We start from the raw sequence: 18202 nt of genomic DNA, 5'->3' as shown, positions 1-18202 counted from the left end.
TATTTTTGAGTATTATTTAACGAAAAAAATGTCTATGCAAAGGGATAACGAATTATTTGATCTAATAAAAGCAGAAAAGGAACGACAACTTAATGGTTTAGAGTTAATTGCAAGTGAAAATTTTGTAAGTGAACAGGTGCTGGAGGCAGCAGGTTCTGTGCTTACCAACAAATATGCTGAAGGTTATCCCGGCAAAAGATATTATGGAGGCTGCGAGGTGGTAGATGAAGTAGAAAACCTTGCGATTGAAAGACTTAAAGAACTCTTTAATGCCGAATATGCAAATGTGCAACCACATTCCGGTTCTCAGGCAAATACTGCGGTTTTTCATGCCTGCATGAAACCCGGTGACAAATTTCTTGGGTTCGATCTTTCCCACGGCGGTCACTTAACGCATGGTTCGCCTGTAAATTTCTCCGGAAAACTGTACCAGCCGGTATTTTACGGAGTAGATAAAGAAACCGGACTTATTGATTATGATGAGGTTCAAAGAATAGCTGAAAAAGAAAAGCCAAAAATGATCATTGCGGGTGCATCGGCCTATTCGAGAGAGATTGATTACAAACGTTTCCGCGAAATTGCGGATAGTGTGGGAGCTATCCTGTTTGCAGATATCGCACATCCTGCGGGATTAATTGCCAAAGGTCTTTTAAGCGATCCTATTCCACATTGTCATGTAGTTTCTTCAACCACCCATAAAACTCTACGCGGACCACGCGGCGGAATTATAATGATGGGTAAGGATTTTGACAATCCATTTGGAGAAACACTTAAGAATGGTAGCCCGAAGAAAATGTCTGCCCTTCTTAACAGCGGAGTTTTCCCGGGGAACCAGGGTGGTCCTTTGGAACATATCATTGCAGCCAAGGCAGTGGCCTTTGGCGAGGCGCTCACCGATGAGTTCCTTCATTACATGGTTCAGGTGAAGAAGAATGCAAAAGCTATGGCCGCTGCTTTTATGAAAAAGGATTACCACGTGATCTCCGGCGGAACAGATAATCATATGATGTTGATCGATCTGCGCAACAAGAATATTTCTGGGAAAGAAGCCGAAGAAGCTTTGGGGAAAGCAGATATTACGGTAAACAAGAACATGGTACCGTTCGATGATAAATCGCCTTTTGTTACCTCCGGAATCCGCATTGGAACTCCTGCCGTAACCACCCGCGGACTTAAGGAGGACGATATGAAAACTATTGTTGACCTTATCGATCAGGTGATCATGAACCACCAGGATGAAAATAAACTTGAAGAAATTGGAGAAGAAGTGTTAGAACTTATGAAAGGTAGACCCCTTTTCCAGATGTAAATGAATAAGTAAAGTCTTGATTCTTGATTCTAACAGCGCTAGCGGTCTTGAATCTAATGTAAAAGCTGCCTCAAGTCTCAAAAATGGGATTTTTGGCAGCTTTTTTTATTCTTCAACATCTATGAATTCATAGGCTCCCAGGTCGGGGAGGGGAGTGCGGGTGGTTCTTAATATGTCCAGGGGTACCCGGTTTGCAGTTTCAGGATCACCTCTGTCAATTGCTGCTGAATTCTTTTGCAGCCTCAGGTCATTTGCCCTGGAATCTGCAAAAATAGGTTCTTCATTGATCCATATATTATCATAGAGCTCTTTATTGCTGAAATCATACAGCCCGGTTTCCTCCCCAACGGCAAATTTTAGGAGGGTGTGAGAAAAGTAAACATCGAATGCTGCTGATGTCTCTGGATTAAAAAGTAGCTCCCGCTTTTCATTACCAAAAATGATCGAATTATAGAAATTAGCTTCCAGAGGGGTTGGGCCTGCTCCTGAATTATTTTCCAGATAGACGGCAGGAGATTGCCTGAAGCTCTGCTGCCAGTAATTTGTGATGGTGGCATGGATAAAATTGTATTTGCCTCCCCGGAGGTGCAGGGTAGTTCCACCGCTGTTGTTCATCACCAGATTTTCGGCAGTGATCTGTGCATTTTCAGCAAGGATCCCGGAAATAGCTGAATTATAGATCTGCACGTTTTTTAGCTGAAGCTCGGTTTTATTTTCTTCGCTGCTTTCAACGAGGATCCCAATACCGGAGTTGCGAATAGTGGCATGTTCTAAAATGTGATCCTTACTGCCTTTATTTAGCCATATTCCTCCCCATTGCCCTGCCAGATTTTTATACAAACCTTCAAGTCGGTCCCCCTGAAAGATCACTTCATTTTCTAATTTCAGGGAATCTTTACTAGGTGCTCCTTCCACATGAAGAGAAGCATCTTCAGAAACTATGATCCCGCTGTCTGAATGGAAATACAGCCTGGCGCCGGCATCGACTTTTAAAATTTTACCTGAGGGTACGGCCGCATACCCGTAAATCACATAGGGTTTTTCAGAAGTCAGCCTTAATTGCTCATCTTTCAGAAAAAAACCTGGAACAGTTTTGTGCTCTCCATTTTCATCCAGGCCCACCGGTATTTGTTCCGGAAATCCATCCGAATCTCTTGAGGGATATAAAAGAACTGCATCCTTAATTAAAGTAACCAGAGGGATCTCCTGTAGGTGTGCATTGGATTTAAACAGAATTTTATCGAGATATAAAAATTCGGCAGGAGCTTCAGCTTCGGGAGTTACGGTGGTTTCAATAAATATGTAAAGGCTGTCCCGGGCGAGGATCTCAATGTTGTCAAAAGTTTTTCCGGGGATACCATCAACGTTAAGCCTGTACATGGAACTTTCCCCTTTTTCGAGAGAAATTTCAGGAATAAAAATATCCTCCCGGGACCGGTTGTATACTTTTAAGGAATAGGTAGAGGTGCTAAGATTGCTAAAGACAGTATCGAGAAAGACCGTATCCCTTGAAAACTCCAGGTTACCGTCAAATTCTTCAACTTCGAAATCATTTTGACAGGAGCTCCAGAGCACCAGCATTAGCATGATCACGAAACCGGTTGCAAATTTCATTGTTTATGAAAAACCTGTCTCAGGTCATCGGTAATTTTAGTTGGGCGCTTAGAATCGGCATCCAGCAAACACCACATGGACTTGGCTGCAACCAGGATCTCACCGGTTTCAGCATTTTTGATGTTCACAAATCTTTCTGAAGTGACAAAAGTCGTCTCTCCAACATAAGTTTCTATGAGAATATCATCATTAAGAAAGGCCTGTTTTTTGTAATCTATCTCGTGACGAATTACTACCCAAATGAAGTTTTTCTTCAACTTTTCTGTTGCTCTTACCTCCCAGTGTTCTTTTGCGATGTCCTGTATCCATTGTACATAGATCACATTGTTTACATGCTTTAGGTCATCCAGGTCCTCTTCCATGACCGTGCGATGGTGGGTGTAAATTTCTGCGGGTTCTACCATGTTACTTTTTTACGATTTTTACTTCAAACAAGGTATCCCAGTCTTTCCCGGTGACGTAGAGTTGTTTGGTATCTTTATTATAGGCGATCCCATTGAGGACATCATTAACCGGATCCAGATCTTCCTGGTTACCTAATTTTTCTCTTAAGCCCGAGAAATCTATTACTCCTTCGATAGCTCCATTTTGAGGATTAATAATGGCAACCCCGTCTTTTTGATAAGTATTTGCGTAGATCTTTCCTTCCACCCATTCCAATTCATTTAACTTGGTGGAAATGGTCCTGTGCGTTACCGTTTGAAGAAAACCTTCTTCTGCGAGAGTTTCGGCATTAAGGAACCATATCTTTTCTGTCCCGTCGCTTTTATAGACCAAATTACCGTCATTGGTCAATCCCCAACCTTCTTTGCTTTGGTTGTACCCAAATTCCCCTGTTTTCTCAAAAGTATCCACATCATATATAAAGCCCACTCCTTCTTTCCACGTTAGCTGGTAGATCTTATCATTTAAAATGGTAATCCCTTCGGCAAAATAATTGGAAGGAATATCGATCTTTTGAAGCACCTCCCCGGTTTGCAGCTCCACTTTGCGAAGGGAAGAGTTCCCATATTGTCCTGTACTTTCATAAAGAACACCATTGTAGAATTCCAGTCCCTGAGTATAGGCATCTTTGGCATGTGGATAAGAGTTAATGATCTCGTAGGTATAAGCAACAGGGGCAGTGTCATTAAAAAGGCTAATCTCTTCTTTCTTTTCAACCTTGTTTCCACCTCTGAATATTTTGGCTGTAAAATCCCATTTTCCAAGCTTCTCATTAGTGAAGGTATAGTTTAAGGATCCATTGCCGGTAATTTTTTGAAGACGCTGTTCTCCCAGGTAATAAACTACCGAGTCTTTTTCCCCTTTTACCTGTGCCTGTATCGTCTCTCCCAGCTGAAATTCCTTTTTATTTTCTGCAATTTCCAGGGAATAACCGGAGTCGGCTTCTTCAGAATCACTTCCGCAGGAAAAAAGGAAAAGGCTTAAACTTATAAAAAAGAGGAGGTTATAAATCTTCATTGTTCACGCTAATTTTTAATGAGCTAATTTAATTAATTAGGATTAGAAAATACTTGCAAAAAGTACGAAAGGTTGTATATTTGCCCCGGCAAGTCCCACACAACCAGCTCCTGCTGAATCCCCCAGGGCGGGAACGCAGCAAGGGTAAGTGGTCGTAGCGGTGTGATGTGGGTCGCTTGCCATTTTTTGTTTCTATAAGTCAGATTTGTTGCATCTTTGCAGCATGACAAAATCAGCTTCAAAAGTGGTCCTGGTTACCGGGGCATCTTCAGGAATTGGAAAAGCCATAGCCGAATTCCTTCAGTCAAAAAATTATATTGTATTTGGAACCAGCAGAAATCCTTCCGGCAGGCAATCTGCATTTCCCTTGGTGGCCCTTGATGTCACAAAACCTGAAACCATAAAAAATGCGGTTGCTGAAGTAATTGCTTCCGCAGGAAAGATCGATGTATTGGTCAATAATGCCGGAGTAGGCATCACAGGTCCAATTGAAGAAACGCCCGATGAAGAGATCAAAAAAGCTTTTGATACGAACTATTTTGGGCCCATCAATGTGATCAAAGCTGTGCTTCCAGAAATGCGGAAAAACAAGGGCGGACTCATCATTAATATTACCTCCATTGCCGGGTATATGGGGCTTCCTTACCGCGGAATCTATTCGGCATCTAAAGGAGCTCTTGAATTAACTACCGAAGCTTTTCGAATGGAGCTAAGGCAATTTAATATTAAAATGACCAATGTAGCACCGGGGGATTTTGCGACAAATATTGCCGCCGGCAGGTACCATGCGCCAATAGTAAAAGGTTCTCCTTATGAGCAACAGTATGGAAATACTCTTAAGCTTATGAACCAACATGTAGATGAAGGTAAGGATCCCCGAATGATGGCCGAAGCAATTTGGAAGATCATTACAGATAAAGATCCTAAAACCCATTATAAGGTAGGGGAGCCGCTTCAAAAATTTTCAATAGCCTTGAAAAGGATCCTGCCCGATAAAGTTTATGAGAGATTACTCTTAAAACATTATAAGTTGTAGTTTTGCAAAAGTCTGAAAAATGACCTTTTTCAGAGGGAATTAATCACATATAACAACACACTATGAAATTTTTTATTGATACTGCAAATCTTGACCAGATCAAGGAAGCCCAGGACCTTGGGGTGCTGGACGGAGTAACTACCAATCCTTCGCTCATGGCCAAGGAAGGCATCACCGGAAGAGAAAATATTATTGAACATTACAAGAAGATTTGTGAGATCACTACAGGAGACGTAAGTGCAGAGGTGATTGCCACAGATTTTGACGGGATTGTAAAGGAAGGGGAAGAACTTGCTGCTCTTCACAAGCAGATCATTGTGAAGGTTCCCATGATCAAAGAAGGTATCAAAGCAATAAAATATTTTAGCGATAAAGGCATTAAAACGAATTGTACTCTGGTATTTTCGGCAGGGCAGGCTTTACTTGCAGCAAAAGCAGGTGCTACTTATGTTTCTCCTTTTATTGGAAGACTTGATGATATTTCTACAGATGGATTGAACCTTATTATGGAGATTCGCCAGATCTATGATAACTACGGATTCGAAACTCAGATCCTTGCGGCTTCCGTGCGCCATACCATGCACGTTATTGACTGTGCAAAAATTGGAGCCGATGTCATGACCGGACCTCTTTCTTCCATCACGGGATTATTGAATCATCCGCTGACCGATATTGGTCTGGAGAAATTCCTTGCAGATCACAAAAAAGGAAATTAAATCCTCAACTATCCACAATAAAAAAAGGGCCTTTTTCTTTAGAAAGAGGCTCTTTTTTTATCCAATAAAGAGTCGTGGGTCTTTAGTATTTTTTAATGAACAGGTTAGCGGTTAAGTAATTCCAGGAGGTGAGTTTCAAATCCGGGAGAAGTAAGAACAGCATCTCCTTTGACCACTTCTCCTGCAGAATTTAGAAATAAAAGCTTATCCATATAATAGCTAAAGAATTCTTTTTCTATTCTGGTTGGACCCAGCTGATACTCATAATTTGGATTGTAGTTATTCTTTCTTACTGCAACCCTCCAGGCCGGCTCTTCTCCAACATCAAGATTAATTCCCATAAAATCTATCGCAGGATATTTTTTGCGCAGCTGTTTTATGCGTTTATGTTCCTCTACATGCCCTTCGGTATAATTTGACCAAAGAAATACTACTGTTGGGCGGTCAATGACATCCCCAAAATTTACAAGCTCCCCTTCCATATTCACCAAAGAAACCGCGTCAAGAGAGATTCCCGGTAAAAAAGCCAGTTGTATAGTGCCAAGTTTTTTCATTTCCTCCAGGTCTTCTTCGGAAAATTTTTGCTCCTGCAGCACTTTTAGGATGGAAATAATATCCTCCCTGCTATCTGCCATCACTATTCCTCTTACAGCTATTTTCTTTAGAATGAATTCCCTGAGTGCCGGCAGCTGTATAAGTTCACCTGCCTTTCTTAATCTTGCATTGACATTATCAACGTTAGTGAGATCATAGCAGTCCTTTTCATCCAGGCCGCTGTTGGCGCACCAGGCGAGAGAATAATTGATGAGGTAATTTTGCAGGAATCTTTTATAGCCGGGGCTGCATTGCAATTCCTTGTTATTGAAATCTATATTTTCCCTGTAGTCGTGAAAATCGGGTGGGATTTGTCTGCCGTATTTCTTGTAGTATTTATTCACGAGATAGGTATAGCGTTCCCGAAGATCCCGGTTCTCGTAGGCAATAATGTCTTTAGAGAGGTTAATAAATTCTTCAGAAAATTCCTGGTCTTTGTTACTCTTTTCCAGAAGCCTTTCTCGTTCTGTTCTAATGGAATCGGCAATTTCCCCAAACCTTTGGGGAGTGTACCTGTAAAAGTTCAGAAGGAGATGTGCGGTACTTTCATCCTGCAGAAACATTTCGGCCATGAGATTATTTTTTGCAAAACCTTTTCCGCTAAAATGAAGGGATTCGTCAAAAGCAAGGGTATTGGCTCTAAGGAGAAGGCTATCACCGGGTGAAATATAGATATTCTGGGTTTCGGGCCTGTGTTCAATGAGATAAAGACCATTTTCAACACTGTCGATTTTATAGGTAAACCTGTTATTCTCATTCAGTAGGATCGTATCCAAAACTCTGCCGTTGCGTTTGATAATTATTTGATCTGAAGTGGGATTAACTATTTCTCCTGCCAGGTAAGCTGAATCAGTTTGTTCATTAGATTCGCCGCAGCCGGTAAATAAAAACATCAGGCACAGAAAAAACAGTGCTGAAAAAGCATGGCGGGGGGTATGTAATCTTATATTTCTCAAGTGTGCTGGAGGGTCCAATTAACGGGAAAACAAATGTAATTTTGAAGGCTTCATTACAGTGTTAACTCCTCGTTAAATAGATAATTATAAAAGTTAATCTTTTAGGGAATGAGCTTAAATAGCTACTTTTGCAAAAATTTAGAATAGACTATATGTTATCAGTTTCAAATCTTTCTGTACAGTTCGGGAAAAGAGTGTTGTTTGATGAAGTAAACACCACTTTTACCCAGGGTAACTGTTACGGAGTTATAGGTGCCAACGGTGCCGGAAAATCCACTTTTTTAAAGATCCTAAGCGGCAAGTCAGATCCTACTTCCGGCCATATTCATTTAGAGCCGGGAAAAAGGATGTCTGTACTTGAACAGGATCATAATCTTTACGATGAGTATCCGGTTCTGGAAACAGTGATCATGGGGAACAAACCTTTGTACAAGATCAAAAAAGAAATGGATGAGATCTATGCAAAGGAAGATTTTAGTGACGCCGATGGAGAAAGAGTGGGCGTCCTGCAGGTGGAATTCGAAGAGATGAACGGCTGGAATGCGGATAGTGAGGCAGCTGCCTTGCTTTCGAGCCTTGGGATAAAGGAAGACAATCATTATACCCTTATGGGGGATCTGGATAATAAACTTAAGGTAAGGGTGCTTCTTGCGCAGGCTCTTTTTGGAAATCCCGATGTTTTGATCATGGATGAGCCAACCAATGACCTGGATTATGAGACAATCACCTGGTTAGAGAACTTTTTGGCCAATTATGAGAACACGGTGATCGTAGTATCTCACGACCGTCACTTCCTTGATTCTGTTTGTACCCATATTTCTGATATTGACTTCGGAAAGATCAACCATTACAGTGGGAATTATACTTTTTGGTACGAATCTTCCCAACTGGCAGCCCGTCAGCGTTCTCAGCAGAACAAAAAAGCTGAAGAAAAGAAAAAGGAGCTTGAAGAATTTATCAGAAGATTCAGCGCTAACGTCGCAAAATCCAAACAGGCCACTTCCAGAAAGAAGATGATCGAGAAGCTTAATATCGATGAGATCAAACCTTCGAGCAGGAGATATCCCGCCATTATTTTTGAAAGAGAAAGAGAGGCGGGAGATCAGATCCTCAATGTAGAAGGTCTGGAAGCTTCAATCGAGGGAGAAACTCTTTTTAAAAATGTAAATATCAACCTTGCAAAAGGAGACAAGGTAGTAGTATATTCTAAAGATTCCCGTGCGACAACAGCCTTTTACGAGATCCTTAATGGAAATGAGAAACCTGTTGCAGGTAAATTTGAGTGGGGGATCACTACAAACCAGTCTTATTTGCCTTTAGACAACTCGCAGTTCTTTGATAATGACCTTACTCTTGTAGACTGGCTGCGCCAGTGGGCAAAAACTGAAGAAGAGCGTGAAGAAGTTTACATTCGTGGTTTCCTGGGGAAAATGATATTTAGCGGGGAAGAAGCATTAAAGACGTCCCAGGTATTGTCGGGAGGAGAAAAGGTAAGATGTATGCTTAGCCGAATGATGATGATGAGAGCCAATGTGCTAATGCTTGATGAGCCTACCAACCACCTGGATCTTGAGTCTATTACAGCTTTCAATAATTCCCTGAAGAACTTTAAGGGTACTGTTCTTTTTACAACCCATGATCATGAATTTGCACAAACTGTGGCAAACAGGGTACTGGAATTGACTCCTAATGGAGTAATTGATCGCTACCTCACTTTTGATGAATATATGAGCGATAAAAAGATAAAGGAACAGCGTGAAAAGATGTACGCTAAGTAAACCCAACTGGTAAAAATTAAAAGGTCCCAAAAATTCATTTTTTGGGACCTTTTATTTTATAGTAGATTTTTTCAGAATTACTATTGCTCCTCGGGATGGTTTTTAAAAAACTTGTAGAGGTCAAAAGCACCAAGAATAATGAACCCCAAAGCTATGATGATCCTAAAGGTGGTATATTCTGCACCGGTAATAAAAGTAAATAGACGATACCCGCCATACCCAAGAAAGGCAATACCCAGAATTAAATTAAAATAGCTCTTTTGGGGTGCAGCGCTCATTCTCATTTGTTGTCGTCGGGAAAAGTTTCTTCAACAATCCTTAGAGCCTGGTCATAATGTGAACTTTTGGCAAACAGCAAGACCTGACCCGGTAACCCGCCCCCAAAGCCGGCACGAAGCCCCGAATCGAAGTCATTTCTAACCCGGTTTGGAATTTCCTGTTCATTAAGGAGGTTTTGCAAATGTTGTACATTTACTTCACTTCCGGTATAAACTCTTTTATAATCTTCCTCTTCGCTCATGTCTTGAAATTTGTATTAAAATTAAACAACCCCTGTAAACTTCAGTGGTATTTAATTTCAGTTTAACACTTAAGCGTTATAGAATTTACTGTTCCAGTTTCCTGAGCTAAAATTCTTGCCAAGGGCAATTCCGTAGAAGAAAACAAGACCGATCACAGATTTAAAGGTGTACATAAAGATCACCAGAAATTCTGAAGTTTTCTGAAAACTGGAAAAGAAAATTTCCCTGATGCCGAAACTGAGTAAAAAACTGGCAAAAAAGCTGAAAATGATAAGGTTCTCCAGATTTTTAAGAGGCCACTTCATCATTTTGCGTAGGGGATGCATATCCTTACCCCATTTATGAATAAGATAAAAATAATCATTGCCAATAGGCGCAAAGAGCATTGGATCATCTGCATTTTCAAGCCTAAAGAATTCTGCGGGTGCAATAATTTTGAAATTTTGGAGAGTTGTGGAATGAGCCCGCTCAATTTGCTTTACAGCCGAAATTGCTTCCTGCGGAAGGTCTCCTTTAAAATATGACGTGTTTAAAAAACGCAACCTGTAGGTGATACAGATTTTCTTTATCTGGGAAAGGTGAAAGATCCTGCCGCTCTCCAAAAGATCGAAAATGAAATTATTATGATCAATGCCCTCAGGATCTCCTTCGCTGATCCGCTTAATGATATCGGCTTCAAAAGTTTTCTCCTCCTCAAGGATTCTTTGAACCTCCTCCAGCAGTTTCTCTTCCTCCATCTCCTTATTTCTAAGGGCCTCCAGCTTTCTCTGAAGATTTACTCTCTCTACCAGCATTTCCTTTTCATTTAATCTTTAAAAATAGGGAATAACAACAAAACTTGCAAAACCCCGAAATTTTATCATTTATTAGTTTTTTTTACTGTTAATTTTAAGAGAGTATGGTTAAATTAAATTTAAACATCTATCCATGTCTAAAGGGTAAATTGGAGAAGTTGTATCTTCAAAAACAATTAACCCTAAACTTTAAAAAATGAAATTTTTGAAATACTTTTTTAGCCTTAGTCTTATTGCGGGAATTCTTTTTACCGGCTGTGGACCCAAGGTAGATAGTGATAAAAAAACTACTAAAAGCATGAGTAGCTATACGAGTTACGCCTTCCTGCCAAACCAGGATACAATACAAACCTCAAATTTTAATAATGCACAGGTGAATGAGATCGTAATCGATGAAATAAGAAGCAATATGCAGGAGAAGAATTATCGCCTGGATCGCAATCAACCCGATCTTCTGGTATATTATCATCTTATGATGGATGAGGAGAATGCTGTTAACGCGAATCCTATTTATACCAACTACAGCTATTACCGTCCCGGATTTTATGTGGGGCCATACTACCGTAATTATGCCTACAATAACTATTTTACTATTCCCAGAATTGCCGGTGCAAACGTCCAGCAGATACCTTATAAAGAAGGTACTCTGGTTATTGATCTTATAGATAGAAGAACAAACGAGATTGTTTGGAGAGGTCGTGCCGAAGATGTAGTGGAGCCTAACAATCTTGAAGACGAATTAAGAACTTACGTAAATGCCATTTTTGACAGGTTACCCAAGTAGATTTTAAATTGCTATGAAAGAGGAGAGGCTGTTCTTAGAACAGCCTCTTTTTTTATCTAAGCTCTGCGCCCAACTGTTTTTCCAGGTTTTGCTGCAGTTTGGTCATGATCTTGTCGATCTGTTTATCTGTTAGCGTTTTCTTTTCATCCTGAAGAATGAAACTTACAGCATAGCTCTTCTTACCTTCGGGAAGGTTAGCCCCTTCATAAACATCAAAAAGATTCACATCCTTTAGCAGATCCTTTTCTGAATTGTAGGCCAGATCGTAAATCTCTTCAAATTTTACTGACTTATCGAGCAGCAGTGCAAAATCCCTTCTCACTGCCTGAAATTTAGAGATCTCCTTAAATTTGTTCTGCTGATTTCTGGAGGTCTCCACCACAAGATCCCAGTTAAAGTCTGCAAACAGCGTTTCCTGATTGATATCAAATTGCTTGAGGATCTTTTTCCTGATCACCCCGAACTCTACCAGCTTGCTTTTATTAAAGCTGAAGGAAATACCTTCAGAAAAAATATCATTTTTGGAGGGAGAGGTTTTGACTCCGTTGACCCCTAATCTTTCAAGAATTGTAGTAACCACTCCTTTCAGGTAAAAGAAATCTCCTTTTTGAACCGGATTGGTCCAGGTTTCTTTACATCTGTTTCCGGAAATGAAGAGGGAGAGATGTTTGTTTTCCTGTCTTCCGCTTTGGTAGCTATAATAAGTCTTTCCGAATTCGAAGAACTTGAGATCAGATCGCTTTCTGTTCAGATTATAGCTCACTGCTTCCAGTCCTGAAAAAAGCAAAGATTGTCTCAGTACTAAAAGGTCCTGGCTAAGCGGGTTCAGCATTTTTACAGCATGATCTTCCTGTAGCAGGTCACTGTGGCTAAGATGCGCCGGGGTGGTAAGGGAGTTTGCCATGGTTTCATAGAATCCCTGGCCTACCAGTTGTCCTGCGATCAAATTCTGAAGCTTATAATCTTCAAATCTTGTTGAATTTGCTACCGAAGCATTGATCTTTTCCCCAAATTCAATGTTGTTATACCCATAAACCCTAAGGATCTCTTCGATCACATCGGCTTCGCGCTTCACGTCAACACGATAGGGAGGAATGGTAAGACCCATTCCTGTCTCGGTGACATTGTTTACCCTGATCTCAAGGGAGGCAAGTATGGATTTGATGGTTTCCTGCGGAATGTTCTGACCAACTAATGAATTTATTTTGTCAAAAGTCAGGAACACCGGAAAATCTTCGATCTTCTTTGGATAATAATCATCAATGTCACTGGCTACGCTTCCACCGGCCAGTTCCTGTATAAGAAGTACAGCCCGTTTAAGAGCATATTCTGTAATATTTGGATCTATTCCTCTTTCATATCTAAAAGAAGCATCAGTATTTAATCCATGGCGTTTTGCGGTCTTTCTTACCGTTACGGGATTAAAATAGGCGCTTTCGATGAAAAGATTTGTAGTTGCTGAAGTAACTCCGCTGCCAATTCCGCCAAAAACTCCGGCAAGGGCTAAAGGTTTTTCGGCATCACAAATCATTAGGTCTTCCTCATGCAGCTCTCTTTCCACTTCATCCAGAGTGGTAAATTTAGTGCCGGCCGCTAAAGTTTTGACATTGATCTCATTTCCAGAGATCTTGTCTACATCAAAAGCATGTAAAGGTTGTCCCAATTCATGCATCACATAATTGGTTACGTCTACAACATTATTTTTAGGAGTGATGCCAATAGCTTTAAGACGGTTTTGCAACCATTTTGGGGATTCAGTGATTTCCACACCCGTAAGTGTCACTCCGCAATAACGGGGTACAAGTTCCGGATTGCTAATCTTTACCGGAATTCTTCTGCTACGGCTATCTACATGAAAACTGCTAACAGAAGGGGTGATCAATTCCTGGTTTTCACCCTGTTGCTGCAAACCTGCTTTGAGATCGCGTGCAACTCCCCAATGGCTCATAGCATCTGCACGATTTGGAGTTAAACCTATTTCAAAAACATGATCATCTTCAATCTCAAAAATTTTAGATACTGGAGTACCGGGTAGGAGGTCATTGTCCAGGATCATAATCCCTTCGTGGCTCTGGCCCAGGCCAAGTTCATCTTCGGCGCAGATCATTCCGTGGCTGCTCTCTCCGCGGATCTTACTTTTTTTAATCTCCCACGCGCTTCCTTTGTCATCATATAAGGTAGTCCCCACTGTGGCTACCGGTACTTTTTGTCCTGCCGCCACATTTGGAGCGCCACAAACGATCTGTACAGGTTCGCCGTTCCCTAAATTAACAGTGGTAACCTTCAAACGATCTGCATTGGGATGTTGTTCACAGGTGAGCACCTCTCCAACAACAATCCCTCTAAGGCTGCCTTTCACGCTTTGAAATTCCTGAATGCCTTCTACCTCAAGACCCAGATCGGTCAATAATTCTCCTATTTCTTCAGGACTGCGGCTGACTTTGATAAATTGTCTAAGCCAGTTATATGAAATCTTCATTGAAAATATTTTTCGAGCAGCAAAGATAACATTACGAATGATTTTGGCATAATAAAAAAGGGAAGAGACATTTATGTCTTTTCCCTTTAAAATATAGAAAATAAGGTGCTATTTGGTCATATTCATGGCATAGACCCTTTCCCATTCCTCATTATCATTTTGTTCAAATATTATCCATTCCATTTCACTATCAGAAATTTTCCTGATTTCATGTTTCAGTTCCATTTCTTCCCCCTCATCGTTAGTATAGGAATCCATGAATTCATACTGTTTATCGCCAGTGGATTTCATTTTCATATTTGAAACTTCAATTCCTCTTAACCTGTCGGGACTAAAGTAAGCCACATCAAATTCATCGTCGATGGCATCATAGGTAATGATTCTCATCCCATCCAATTCTCCCTGTTCATTATAGTGGTGGAGAATGATGGAATTGGCTGCGTCATCAAACTTTACTTTGTCTTTTCCTTTCATTTTCATCACTTCTGCACCGTCTTCATAAGCTATTGCATCAATATTCCAGTCTCCAAGCAGGAAGTCCATTTGTTTATGTTTTTTGTCGATTTTTGCCAGTTTGCCTTTGGTTTGAGGATAAAGGGTATTTTTCTCCCATTCATCCTCAGAATCCTTAGACATCTCTGCCGATTTTTTAAAGTATTCTTTTGCTTCCTTTTCTTTGCCGTTTGCAACCAAGTAATCACCGTAAGAATCGTAAGGATTGGCGGCCTGCGGATATTCCTCCATGTTGAGTTTAAAGATCTTTTCGGCTGCCATCATGTCCTTATCCTCGTTCATGATCTTGTAGCCCACCAGGTTAAGGTCGGCCTGGGTCAATTCTTTGGTTTCACTTTTTTTAAGGGTTTGGTATTTGGCAATTGCTTGGTCTACTCCATTTGCCTTATACTCATTATAAACTTTCTCTCCAATAGAATCTGGAGGTAATACCTGGGCAAATCCTGTAAAAATAAACATGATTAACAGCAGGCATGTCAATGCTGTGGTTGTGGTTCTTGTTTTCATAACCCATTATCTTTTAAAATATTACCTTTTAAATTTAACTATTTTTAAGGTTAATATGTCATGGCTTAGCTGCTGCAGAAAAAAACGGGGGAAAACCCTTAATTGAAAAAAGGCCCCGGAGTGAGGCCTTTATTTTAAAATTTTAAAAATGATTAATTACAAGGTTGGATAAATTTGTCTTCCGGATTCGCTTTTTTGGAAACATCATTTACCTTGAAGTCTGTCCAAACATTATTTTCTATGGTATTCCCTGGGCAATTAGCTTTTAGCTCAACAGTCCATGTGTAGATTTGGCAAGCGGTTAAGTTTTCTTCCAGATGCCAAGTTTGGGCTTTCCCATTGTTGTACCAGGTTTCCAAACCAGATACTTCAGTTCCCTGAGCAAAAGTAAAAACTAATTCTGCAGCAGTCATGTCTTCTTCCGGGGCATAAGTAAAGGTATAAGTCATGTCTCCATTGTCAACATAGGTGAAGCTTTCCTCGCAACCACAATTTACTACAGCAACGGAAAGTTCTGTAAAACCTCCGCCACCTATTTGATATCGGACCAAATATTCTCCCGCTTCTTCAAAAGTGTAATTGAAATTTTCAGGTCCGCCGCCGCCAAACTGTTCATTAAAGATGTTGTACCATTCTTCCACTTCTTCAGTTTCCGGATCATCTCCAAAGAGCTGGACCTTAAGGTTTGTATTACCTGGTTTATCAGAAAAATTAAAAGTAAAAGTTGCTTCTTCCCCGGCACAAATCAAGTCTGGAACGTCAAAGGATTCTCCAACATCTTGCATAGTTGCTTTGTTGTCACTCTTCGTCTCCAGATTCGCATCCAGTGCGGTTACTCCTTCATTCTCCACCGGTTCGGCGCTACAGGCTGCTAAAGCAACAGCCATAAATAGTAAATAAATTCGTTTCATAATCGTTGGTAGTTTTGGTTAAATTATATCCGAATCTACATCAAAAAATGCCTTGCAAACTACTGGGAACCAGTTATTCGATGAGATTGTAAGAAAAATCGACGTGTGGGAATTAACTGATATAATTCCAGATCGTTTTCTCCTTTACCAACTGAGAATAAGTAAATTTTACCACCCTGTTCTTCTCCAGTTCCAGATTTGGATCTTCCTTTAGAAGTTGAAGAGCATGATGACGTGCAGTCTTTAAAATGTCATTATCTTTTACAATATCTGCTATTTTTAAATTGAGGATCCCGCTTTGCTGGGTGCCCATTAGATCTCCCGGCCCCCGCAGTTTAAGATCGACTTCTGCAATTTCGAAACCATCAGCAGTACGTACCATGGTTTCAAGGCGGGTTTTGCTATCATTCGAAAGTTTATGGCCGGTCATAAGGATGCAATAGCTCTGGTCAGCACCACGACCCACGCGACCACGCAGCTGGTGCAACTGGGAAAGTCCGAAGCGTTCTGCACTTTCGATGATCATCACACTGGCATTCGGAACATTTACTCCAACCTCAATTACGGTAGTGGCAACCATGATCTGGGTTTCCCCTTTTACGAACCTGTCCATTTCGTAATCCTTATCTGCCGGTTTCATTTGCCCGTGGACAATAGAGATCTGGAATTCGGGCATTGGGAATTCCCGGGCTATACTTTCGTAGCCGTCCATGAGGTCCTTGTAATCCATCGATTCCGATTCCTGGATGAGTGGATACACCACGTAAACCTGCCGTCCTTTCCTTACTTCATCCCGAATAAATTTAAAAACCTTTAGCCGATTGCTGTCATAGCGATGCACTGTTTTAATCTCTTTCCTTCCCGGTGGAAGTTCATCGATAACCGACACATCCAAATCTCCGTAAAGGCTCATCGCCAAAGTTCTGGGAATGGGAGTCGCGGTCATCACCAGTACATGCGGCGGTAAATGATTTTTCTTCCAAAGTCGGGCGCGCTGAGCCACACCGAATCTATGTTGCTCGTCAATAATAGCCAGGCCGAGATTTTTAAACTGTACCTTTTCTTCCAGCAGGGCATGAGTTCCTATAAGCAAGTGCAATTCTCCACTTTCCAAAGCTGCGTGGATCTCCCTTCTTTCCGAAGTTTTTGTAGAACCTGTGAGGAGCCTGACAGTAATTCCCAGATCGGCAACAAGTTCAGAGATGCCGTTGTAGTGCTGGATGGCAAGGATTTCTGTAGGAGCCATAATACAGGTCTGAAAATCGTTATCCAGCGCGAGCAAAACGCTCATCAAAGCCACAATGGTCTTTCCTGAACCCACATCTCCCTGCAACAACCGGTTCATTTGCGCACCACTCCCAAGGTCCTGCCTAATTTCTTTTATTACCTTTTTTTGGGCATTGGTAAGATCAAACGGAAGATGATCCCTATAAAAGTCACTAAAATAACTGCCCACTGCTTCAAAGGGAAAACCTTTGATCTTCTGTTTCCTGATGAGGTTCTTCATCAATAGCTGCACCTGGATATAGAACAGCTCCTCAAACTTTAACCTGAACTGTGCCTTTGCGAGCAGTTCCTGACTTTTAGGGAAATGTGCATTAAAGAGGGCTTCAGCTTTAGGTAATAAATGCAACTCTTCCCGCAGGTGGGGAGGCAAAGGATCGAGAAATTTTCCGCCGCTCTCGAGAAAAAGTTGCTGCACACAACGGCTTATGACCCTATTGGTTATTCCTGCTTTTCCGAGTTTTTCAGTTGAAGGATAAACCGGTTGCATTGCAGTACGCAGTTGCTTTTTATAATCTTCCACCAGCTCCATATCGGGATGTGGCATACTAAAAAGTCCGTTATACCAGTTGGTTTTTCCGAAGATCACATAGGGCGTATTTAGCTTCAGGTTTTCGCGGATCCACTTTTGTCCCCGAAACCACACCAGCTCCATTTTTCCCGTTTCATCAACGAAATCGGCCACCAAACGCTTACTTTTCTTTTGCTCCACGGTTCGCAGGTGCACGATCTTTCCCACGATCTGCACTTCGGCAGAATTTCTTTCCAGTTCTGCAATTTTATAAAAGCGGGTTTTGTCAAGATAGCGGTTGGGGAAAAAGTTGAGCAGGTCGCCATAAGTGTGAACGCCAATCTCCTTCCGCAGGATCTCTGCCCGGTTGGGACCAATGCCCTTGAGGTAATCAATGGGAGTTTGCAGCAGGTTGGCATTCATGGAACGAAGAT

Annotated in this window: 16 protein-coding genes and 1 other RNA gene; 6 read left to right on the top strand and 11 right to left on the bottom strand. The window is 41.2% G+C overall.

Annotated features, from left to right (window positions below; all coding sequences use genetic code 11):
- Nucleotides 1-34: 34 nt before the first annotated feature.
- A complete protein-coding gene (locus CRO16_RS10480; protein WP_097056461.1) occupies nucleotides 35-1309 on the top strand; it encodes a serine hydroxymethyltransferase in 1275 nt (424 codons plus the stop codon).
- Between the two features lie 105 nt (nucleotides 1310-1414).
- Here the strand turns inward: CRO16_RS10480 and CRO16_RS10475 are convergent, their stop codons facing one another.
- The 3 genes from CRO16_RS10475 to CRO16_RS10465 are packed head-to-tail and all read right to left on the bottom strand — an operon-like array spanning nucleotide 1415 to nucleotide 4384.
- The gene (locus tag CRO16_RS10475; RefSeq protein ID WP_097056323.1) at nucleotides 1415-2923 is read right to left on the bottom strand and encodes a right-handed parallel beta-helix repeat-containing protein; all 1509 of its coding nucleotides are present in this window, start codon (nucleotides 2921-2923) and stop codon (nucleotides 1415-1417) included.
- Nucleotides 2920-3327, bottom strand: a complete 408-nt coding sequence (locus CRO16_RS10470) for an acyl-CoA thioesterase (RefSeq protein ID WP_097056322.1) — start codon at nucleotides 3325-3327, stop codon at nucleotides 2920-2922. The genes CRO16_RS10475 and CRO16_RS10470 overlap by 4 nt, the downstream gene beginning before the upstream one ends.
- Nucleotide 3328: 1 nt before the next feature.
- Nucleotides 3329-4384: a glutaminyl-peptide cyclotransferase gene (locus tag CRO16_RS10465; protein WP_097056321.1), complete on the bottom strand. Its 1056-nt coding sequence runs from the start codon at nucleotides 4382-4384 to the stop codon at nucleotides 3329-3331.
- Nucleotides 4385-4470: 86 nt separating this feature from the next.
- Here CRO16_RS10465 and ffs point away from each other — a divergent pair.
- The 3 genes from ffs (at nucleotide 4471) to fsa (ending at nucleotide 6136) form a co-directional block, all read left to right on the top strand.
- Nucleotides 4471-4569, top strand: an RNA gene (ffs, locus tag CRO16_RS10460) — signal recognition particle sRNA small type.
- A 38-nt stretch (nucleotides 4570-4607) separates the two neighbouring features.
- Nucleotides 4608-5420 (top strand): SDR family oxidoreductase, encoded by an 813-nt coding sequence (locus CRO16_RS10455; RefSeq protein ID WP_097056320.1) that lies wholly within the window; start codon nucleotides 4608-4610, stop codon nucleotides 5418-5420.
- A gap of 62 nt (nucleotides 5421-5482) precedes the next feature.
- Nucleotides 5483-6136: a fructose-6-phosphate aldolase gene (fsa, locus tag CRO16_RS10450; protein WP_097056319.1), complete on the top strand. Its 654-nt coding sequence runs from the start codon at nucleotides 5483-5485 to the stop codon at nucleotides 6134-6136.
- A gap of 104 nt (nucleotides 6137-6240) precedes the next feature.
- Here the strand turns inward: fsa and CRO16_RS10445 are convergent, their stop codons facing one another.
- On the bottom strand, nucleotides 6241-7623 hold the full coding sequence (locus CRO16_RS10445) for a TlpA family protein disulfide reductase (protein WP_097056318.1): 1383 nt from the start codon (nucleotides 7621-7623) through the stop codon (nucleotides 6241-6243).
- 215 nt (nucleotides 7624-7838) lie between these two features.
- Between CRO16_RS10445 and CRO16_RS10440 the strand changes: the two genes are divergently transcribed.
- A complete protein-coding gene (locus CRO16_RS10440; protein WP_097056317.1) occupies nucleotides 7839-9464 on the top strand; it encodes an ABC-F family ATP-binding cassette domain-containing protein in 1626 nt (541 codons plus the stop codon).
- Nucleotides 9465-9544: 80 nt separating this feature from the next.
- On the opposite strand, the gene CRO16_RS10435 is transcribed toward CRO16_RS10440, so the two are convergent.
- The 3 genes from CRO16_RS10435 to CRO16_RS10425 all read right to left on the bottom strand — a co-directional run bounded on the left by CRO16_RS10435 (nucleotide 9545) and on the right by CRO16_RS10425 (nucleotide 10779).
- Nucleotides 9545-9742: a hypothetical protein gene (locus CRO16_RS10435; protein ID WP_245858988.1), complete on the bottom strand. Its 198-nt coding sequence runs from the start codon at nucleotides 9740-9742 to the stop codon at nucleotides 9545-9547.
- A 2-nt stretch (nucleotides 9743-9744) separates the two neighbouring features.
- A complete protein-coding gene (locus tag CRO16_RS10430) occupies nucleotides 9745-9984 on the bottom strand; it encodes a putative signal transducing protein (RefSeq protein ID WP_097056315.1) in 240 nt (79 codons plus the stop codon).
- Between the two features lie 69 nt (nucleotides 9985-10053).
- On the bottom strand, nucleotides 10054-10779 hold the full coding sequence (locus CRO16_RS10425; protein ID WP_097056314.1) for a hypothetical protein: 726 nt from the start codon (nucleotides 10777-10779) through the stop codon (nucleotides 10054-10056).
- 196 nt (nucleotides 10780-10975) lie between these two features.
- On the opposite strand from CRO16_RS10425, the gene CRO16_RS10420 reads away from it, so the two are divergent.
- On the top strand, nucleotides 10976-11563 hold the full coding sequence (locus CRO16_RS10420) for a DUF4136 domain-containing protein (protein WP_097056313.1): 588 nt from the start codon (nucleotides 10976-10978) through the stop codon (nucleotides 11561-11563).
- A gap of 52 nt (nucleotides 11564-11615) precedes the next feature.
- On the opposite strand, the gene pheT is transcribed toward CRO16_RS10420, so the two are convergent.
- The 4 genes from pheT to recG all read right to left on the bottom strand — a co-directional run bounded on the left by pheT (nucleotide 11616) and on the right by recG (nucleotide 18191).
- Nucleotides 11616-14042: a phenylalanine--tRNA ligase subunit beta gene (gene pheT, locus CRO16_RS10415; RefSeq protein ID WP_097056312.1), complete on the bottom strand. Its 2427-nt coding sequence runs from the start codon at nucleotides 14040-14042 to the stop codon at nucleotides 11616-11618.
- 108 nt (nucleotides 14043-14150) lie between these two features.
- Nucleotides 14151-15062 (bottom strand): hypothetical protein, encoded by a 912-nt coding sequence (locus CRO16_RS10410; protein ID WP_097056311.1) that lies wholly within the window; start codon nucleotides 15060-15062, stop codon nucleotides 14151-14153.
- A gap of 152 nt (nucleotides 15063-15214) precedes the next feature.
- Entirely contained in the window at nucleotides 15215-15973 is a 759-nt protein-coding gene (locus CRO16_RS10405) for a hypothetical protein (protein WP_143544510.1), read from the bottom strand.
- 112 nt (nucleotides 15974-16085) lie between these two features.
- Nucleotides 16086-18191, bottom strand: a complete 2106-nt coding sequence (gene recG / locus CRO16_RS10400; RefSeq protein ID WP_097056309.1) for an ATP-dependent DNA helicase RecG — start codon at nucleotides 18189-18191, stop codon at nucleotides 16086-16088.
- Nucleotides 18192-18202 lie beyond the last annotated feature (11 nt).

The organism is Salinimicrobium sediminis (assembly GCF_900215295.1).
Classification (GTDB): Bacteria; Bacteroidota; Bacteroidia; order Flavobacteriales; family Flavobacteriaceae; genus Salinimicrobium; species Salinimicrobium sediminis.
The sequence above is the reverse complement of the archived record's forward strand: the minus strand, read 5'-3'. Positions and strand labels throughout refer to the sequence as shown.